Source organism: Vicinamibacteria bacterium, from assembly GCA_035570235.1.
Lineage (GTDB): Bacteria > Acidobacteriota > Vicinamibacteria > Fen-336 > Fen-336 > DATMML01.
Genome location: DATMML010000054.1, coordinates 22,541 through 29,359, shown reverse-complemented (window position 1 = coordinate 29,359; position 6,819 = coordinate 22,541). Strand labels below are relative to the sequence as shown.

The 6,819-nt window shown below is 65.9% G+C and carries 5 protein-coding genes; 3 read left to right on the top strand and 2 right to left on the bottom strand.

What is annotated here, in order from left to right; translation table 11 throughout:
• The first annotated feature begins 481 nt into the window (after window positions 1-481).
• Window positions 482-1,255 (top strand): hypothetical protein, encoded by a 774-nt coding sequence (locus VN461_10355; GenBank protein HXB55175.1) that lies wholly within the window; start codon window positions 482-484, stop codon window positions 1,253-1,255.
• Between the two features lie 160 nt (window positions 1,256-1,415).
• On the opposite strand, the gene VN461_10350 is transcribed toward VN461_10355, so the two are convergent.
• Window positions 1,416-2,741, bottom strand: a complete 1,326-nt coding sequence (locus VN461_10350) for a DUF2252 domain-containing protein (GenBank protein ID HXB55174.1) — start codon at window positions 2,739-2,741, stop codon at window positions 1,416-1,418.
• A 142-nt stretch (window positions 2,742-2,883) separates the two neighbouring features.
• Here VN461_10350 and VN461_10345 point away from each other — a divergent pair, with 142 nt between their 5' ends.
• Window positions 2,884-3,771: a lysophospholipase gene (locus VN461_10345; GenBank protein HXB55173.1), complete on the top strand. Its 888-nt coding sequence runs from the start codon at window positions 2,884-2,886 to the stop codon at window positions 3,769-3,771.
• On the opposite strand, the gene VN461_10340 is transcribed toward VN461_10345, so the two are convergent.
• A complete protein-coding gene (locus VN461_10340; protein ID HXB55172.1) occupies window positions 3,728-5,113 on the bottom strand; it encodes a pyridoxal-phosphate dependent enzyme in 1,386 nt (461 codons plus the stop codon). The genes VN461_10345 and VN461_10340 overlap by 44 nt on opposite strands.
• A gap of 247 nt (window positions 5,114-5,360) precedes the next feature.
• On the opposite strand from VN461_10340, the gene VN461_10335 reads away from it, so the two are divergent.
• Entirely contained in the window at window positions 5,361-6,779 is a 1,419-nt protein-coding gene (locus VN461_10335) for a di-heme oxidoredictase family protein (GenBank protein HXB55171.1), read from the top strand.
• Window positions 6,780-6,819 lie beyond the last annotated feature (40 nt).

Here is a 6,819-nt window from a genome sequence, read left to right as displayed (position 1 = left end):
GAAGCGGCCGTGCGGCGTTCAACGGTTTGACTCCGAAGCGCCCGATCCTCTCAGCTGAAGCCCCCCAGACCGAAACTGTCCGCTTTTTGTCCCGAAGCAGCCTTTTCTTTCTCAAGCGACAAACCTAGTGTTTCCGATGAGCGACCCGGGCCTTGCCTGGATCCGCTGGGCAACGAGTCGTCGCCGCCGTTTCCGCTCAGAGAGCGGGGTCCGCAGCTCGGGGGCGCAGGGAATGGCGTTCAAGGCCGGTCATGGAATGCGATCGCCCCATCCGCCCTGGAGGCGCGGCGTCGATCGACTCCTGCCGACCATCTACCAACAAAGGAGTCCTGAAGCGGGCATAGACCCGACAGCGGCAAGCGTTCTCCTGGGCTCGGCCGGCACGGGCGTGGCTACCTTTTTGCTAGTTGCTCCAGCTCTACCTCAGGTGACAGGGAGATGACATGAGCTTCAGACGTTACTTGCTGAAGGGCGTACAGGCGTGCCTCCCGTCTTTGCTGGCGGTTACGCCCTCCTTTGCCGCAGGTCAGTCCATACCGACCACTCCGGCGAAAGTGAGCTGGGCGATCCCCAGGTCGACGGCTCCTTCCTGAAGCCCTACAAGAACGTGTGGAAGGTCACTTACGCATTGCCGGGCAAGGAGCCTTTCCTGGTGGGTACCTGGACGGACGAGCTTTCCCTGATCGAGCTCACCGGACGTCGTCTGCTGAAGCGCACGCAGGTTGCGAACTACGCCAAGTATGGTGTCGCGAGTACCAGCATCAACGTGTTCGAACCCAAGACCATGGCTCCGCTGCATGGGGAGTTTAAGCGAAGCGACACCGGCGAGTGGGCCGAGCGCGAGTTCAGTGGGGCCACGGTCACGTATCGCCGGCGCAAGTCAAGCGAGGAAACCAAGGACGACACCGGCCAACTCAGGATGAACGAGCCGGTCTTCGACTACAACGGCGGGATGTACGGCGTCCTCTTAGCGGCTTTTCCCCTCCAGGAAGGGTTCTCAGCAACCTTTCCGACCCTGGCCGAAGACCGCGATGAATTCGAACAGCTGACGTTCACGGTTCGCAAGGAGGAGATGGTTGACGCCGGTCCGGGCAAGCAGGTCATGGCATGGCCGGTGGAGATCGACGACTCACCGAAGAGTCCCAAAGGAAGCCACAGCATATTCTGGATCTCGAAGGACGCCCCCTACGTGATCAAGCTCGTCACCATAATACCCAGCGGTCGATGGGTGACGGTGACCATGAGCATGATCTGAACGAGCGTAGGCCGTCGGTGCTGCGCTCCAAGGACCGCTCGAAGGACGCTCGGGGATCGACCTACCAGGCCTGCAAGAGAGCTGCCCTGGAGAGCCCGAGCATCACCCTCGGTCGACAAGGCTCTGAGACCCTGAAGAGGTCCCAGGGGTTCGCGCGGCCCTAGCCCTCCGGGGGCGCCGACTTGATCCGGCCCAGTTTTATGGCCTGCAGCATCCGCTCGTGGTCGTGCTCGGTCTGGTCGGCATAGGCCACGGCGAATGCCGCCATGGCTTTGTCGAGTTTAGCCGCCCGGCCGCAGTAGCCGGCGATGGCGGCCGCGTCCCCGGTGCGGGCGTGGCCCTTGGCCAGGATCTCTCCCGAGACCAGCGCGTATTCCACCAGGGCGGCCCCTTCCATGTCCTCCAGCTCGACCTTGGCTTTGTGGTCACAAAGCTGACGGACCAGATAGTCTCGGCCATCGACCGAGGTCCAGCCCAAGAAGGGGTCGGAGTAGGTCTGCATCCGATGTTGGCCCTCGGCCACGCGCTGGCCCTGGTGGCGATAGGGGGCGACCTCGGAAAGGTAGCGGACGTAGCAGGAGGGCAGCTCCTCCTTGACCTGCAGCAGAAAGTAGTCGTCGGGGCGTCGGCCCACGAACAGCACGACATAGTCCCGCGTCCCCACGCTGCCCGTCCCCACAACTTTGAAAGCCACGTCTAGGGGCCGATAGCCCTCCACCACGAGCCGACGGTCCGGACCGAGCGTCTCCTGGTAGCTTGCCAAGCTCCCGATCACGGCGCGCCCCGTCCGGCCGGGCACGTGGCACAGGAGGGGGGGCCGGTCGTGGAAGCGACGGCCCGACTTGGTGAGCACCGTGAGCTTCTCCACCGCATGGATGCCGGTGGCTCGCTCCGCCTTGCCCAGGGCCCCGCGAACCGGTCCGTCCTTGGTGTGCCGGTGCACCTCGTAGCGGGCGAGGTCGAGGAGGCCCATGTCCGCGAACCGGTCCATCGACTCGCGGTAGGAGCGGGCCAGCGTGCGGACCGCCTCCACGCACAGGCGGTTCCCGTTCCCGGCCTCCCGCCCGGCCAGGACCACACTCGCGGCCAGCCGAGCGAGGTCCCATTCCCAGGGACCCCGGATCGTCTCGTCGAAATCGTTCAGGTCGAAGGCCAACCGTCCTTCGGGAGTGGCGAAGGCGCCTATGTTCTGCACGTGGGCGTCACCGCAGAGCTGAACCAGGAGGCCGGTGTAGGGGCGCCGGGCGAGGTCCGCGGCCATCACCGGCGCCGCGCCCCGGAAGAAACCGAAGGGGGAGAGGGCCATGCGCCCCGTCTTGAGCGGCACCAGGTGGGGGAGACGCTCCGCGTTCGACTCCTGCAGGATGGCCAAGGGGTCGGCGCGGTCCTTCACGGGTTGCCAGAGCCCCTGGGCTGTGCGCCCCACTTTCCGCCGGAGGCGTCGCCCGCGGGCACGGCCGTCGTCTTCCCGCGCTTTGGCCGTCAATCCCCCTCCCTCTTCGCCCTTGGATCACTCATGGCCGCCCGATGTTACCCGAGGTGAGACCGGAAGGGGTCGACTCCGCCCGGATGCGCGTGCCGGATACGCGTTGACGGCACCGGAGCCCCTGTCGTAGGGTTGCTCGGACATGCCGACGGCCGGCCACGACGACGGCTGGCGCCAAGCCGCGGATGGCCTCGAGCTCTACTGGCAACGCTGGATGCCGGAGGCGCCGAGAGCGATGCTTCTCTTCGTCCACGGGCTGGGCGAGCACTCTGGACGATACCAGAACCCCATCGCGTATTTCGTTGCGCGGCGGTTCGCCTGCTACGCGCTGGACTGCCGCGCCCACGGCCGGAGCGGGGGCACCCCGGTCCACGTGGACCGCTTCGAGGAATTCCTCGGGGACGTGGGGACGATCGCGGGCTGGATGCACGAAGAACATCCCGGCCTCCCCCTCTTCCTGGTCGGGCACTCGCAGGGTGGACTGATCGTCGTGGCTTGCGCCCTTTGGCATCCCCAGGGCCTGGCCGGACTCATCGTTTCCTCTCCCTTCTTGGGGCTCCACCCGGAGACCCGCCCCCGCCCCCTCCTCCACCAAACGGCCCGACTCCTCTCCCGGGTCTGGCCACGCCTGCGGCTCCCCAACCACCTCGACCCCCGCAAGCTCTCGCGGGATCCCACGGTGGTGGCCGCTTACGCCGCCGATCCCCTGGTCAGCCATCAGGTCTCGGTCCGCTGGTTCACGGAAGTGCTCCGCGTCCAGGAGCGCGTGCAAGCGGGGGCCGGCCACCTCGGCCTCCCCGCGCTGGTCATGGTCTCGGGCGCTGACCGCGTGGTGGACTCCGAGGCCACGCGCCGGTGGGCCGAGCGGGCGCCCCCCCACCTGACGGAGTTCCTGACCTGGGAGGGTCTCTACCACGAGATGTTCAACGAACCGGAGAAGGAGCGCGTCTTCCGGAAGATGGAGGATTGGCTGGAGGGGAGGCTCCTCAGCGAATGCCCGCCACCTGACGCAGGACGTCATAGCGGTTGACGATGCCTACGAGCTGGCCGTCCCGCCGCACCAGCGCGGCCGGCGTCTCCCGGGAGAGCAGGTTGGTCAGGCGGTCCAGAGGGACGTCGGCGTCCACAACCGGGAAGGGGTGCTGCATGGCCTCCGAGACGGGATGGTCCAGGAGCTTCCCATCCTCCAGGGCCCGGGCCATGAGCGGCCCCTCGCTCAGGGAGCCCACGCAGTCCTTGCCGTCGATGACCGGGATCTGCGATAGGCCCCACGTGCTCATGAGGTTCAGGGCCTGGCGGACGTTGGCGGAGGGGGCCACGGAGACGATGGGGGGCAGCTCGGAGGGGTGCCGGACGAGCAGGGTGCCCGCGGTCACGCGCTCCGCCTCCAGCATCTGGTTCTCGCGCATCCAGGCGTCGTCGTAGAGCTTGGAAAGATAGCGCTCCCCCGTGTCGCAGAGGATCGTGACCACCATGGCCTCGGGGTCGTCCACCTGACGGGCCACCTCGAGGGCGCTGTGGACGTTGAGCCCGCCCGAGCCACCCAGAAAGATCCCCTCCTCCCGGGTGAGGCGGCGGGCCATGCGGAAGGAGTCCGCGTCGGAGACAAACATCCATTCGTCGATGACGTCGAAATGGAGCGAAGTCGGGATCTTGTCCCCCCCGATCCCCTCCACCTTGTAGGGGAACCCCTGCCCCTTCTGGTGGGTCTTCGCGTACTCCGTGTAGATGGAGCCCACGGGGTCACCTGCGATCACGCGCACGTCGGGCTTCTTTTCCTTCAAGTAGCGGCCGGCCCCCGACACCGTGCCCCCCGTCCCCGGGGAGCACACGAAGTGCGTGACCCGGCCCTGGGTCTGCTCCCAGATCTCGGGGCCGGTGGTTTGATAGTGGGCCTCGGGATTGACGGGGTTGTAGTGCTGGTCGGCCAGGATCGCGCCCGGAGTCGCAGCCACGATGGACTTGGCCTTCTGGATGTAGTACTCGGGGTGGTCGGGGGGGACCGCGGTCGGGACCACCACCACTTCCGCCCCGTAGGCGCGCAAGAGCCGGATCTTCTCGCTCGACATCTTGTCGGGAATGGTGAAGATGCAGCGGTAGCCCTTGATGGCGGCGGCGATGGCGAGGCCGATGCCGGTGTTCCCGCTCGTCCCCTCCACGATGACCCCGCCCGGCTTGAGCGCTCCGCTCCGCTCCGCCGCCTCGATGATGGCCAGTCCGATCCGGTCCTTGACCGAGCCCCCCGGGTTCAGGTTCTCGGCCTTCCCGTAAACCGGAGTGCGGATGCCCCGCGCGATGCGGCTCAGGCGGACGAGAGGAGTCCAGCCGATGGCCTCCAGGATGTTGCCGAAGGGCTGGAGGTTGCGTTTCATGGGCGGTTCCCTAAGGCTACGGCGTGAACTCCTCCCAGATCAAGTATGCGGATGGGCCACTGTATACGAGAAGGGGCAATCGTAGTGAGTCGAGTCACAGATTTCGCTCAGGGCTTCCCCTACTGTTCACCCAGCTGAACGCCCGCAGGTCCAGATCACGGCATGGGGAAGGGCCTTCGTAGGCCTGAGGGGCTCGTTTTTCTCAGGCCGGAGGCCCCGCTGCCTCCGCTGAACGGAGACTGCCCCTATGCGTGCGCACAAGCTCTTTTCGGTTTGCATGTTCGTGGCGGCACTGCTCGTCGCCGGAGCCGCCTCTCCCCAAACTGACCCCGGAGTTCAAGCCGCCAACCGCGGCACCGGCGCGGCCCTGCCTTCAGTGCTGGCGGACGACAATCCTGGGATCCTCGCCTTTTTCCAGAACGGCCAAAAGCGCTTCCAGGACGTGGAGTCCGTTTCCAACAGCCCGACCGGCAACAACGGTCTCGGCCCCCGGTTCAACTCCATTAGCTGCGTTTCCTGCCACGCGCAACCGGCCGTGGGCGGGACAGGTGCGGCCGTCAATCCGCAGTTCCAGTTCACCAGCAACGGGACCGCCCCCAACGACAGCACGCCGTTCTTTATTACTGCCAACGGCCCGACTCGGGAGGCCCGGTTCCCGTTCTTCTTCAACCCTGACGGGACCGCCAACCTCAACGCGCCCAATGGCGGCGTGGAAGACCTGTTCACGGTCACGGGCCGCCCAGACGCCGGTACCTGCCGGCTGGGGCAGCCGAGCTTCGCCATTGCCGCGGCGGCGAACAACATCATCTTCCGCATTCCCACGCCTACGTTTGGGGCGGGCTTGATCGAGAACCTTGACGACTCCACCCTCCTGAGCAATCTGGCCGCCAACCTCGCCAACAATTTCGGCATCGCGGGCGCCTTCAACCGCAACGGCAATGACGGCACCATCACCCGTTTCGGCTGGAAGGCTCAGAACAAGTCGCTGCACATCTTTGCCGGCGAGGCCTACAACGTGGAGATGGGTATATCCAACCTCCTGTTCACCCAAGAGCGTCCGTTGCCGGGGGAAGACCAGTTCCAAAGAGGCTTCCCTTCGAATTGCCTCAACCTTGCCGGGACCGGTTATCCGGAGGACAACTCCAATCCCGCCGCTCCGACGCAAGCAGCAGTTCTGGATGACGTCTCGGCCTTTGCCAACTTCATGCGGACCCTGGCGCCACCCGCCCCCGGCGGGGTCGTGCTGAATGGAGTGCCGGTGAGCGCAACCTCGATCGCCAATGGCCATGCCTTGTTTCGCGCCATCGGCTGCGCCACCTGCCACAATCCGACGGTAGGCACGACCCAGCCCTCAAGCACCACTGGTTCTTTGAGCGCGGCCCCCGTGAACGCCTACAGCGACATTGAGCTCCATCACATGGGCACTGGCCTGGCCGACAACGTCTCGCAGGGGGCAGCGGGCGGCGACCAGTTCCGTACAGCTCCTCTGTGGGGCCTCGGACAACGGATCTTTCTGCTGCACGACGGCCGCGCCCGGAACCTGCTCAAAGCGATCGCCGCCCACGACAGCCCCGGTTCCGAGGCGGATATAACGATCGACAACTTCCAGTTCAATCTGACACCCAGCCAACAGCAGGACATACTCAACTTCCTGCGCTCGCTGTAAACCCCTAGCGGCACAGGGCCTGGCGAGACACGAGAGTGTC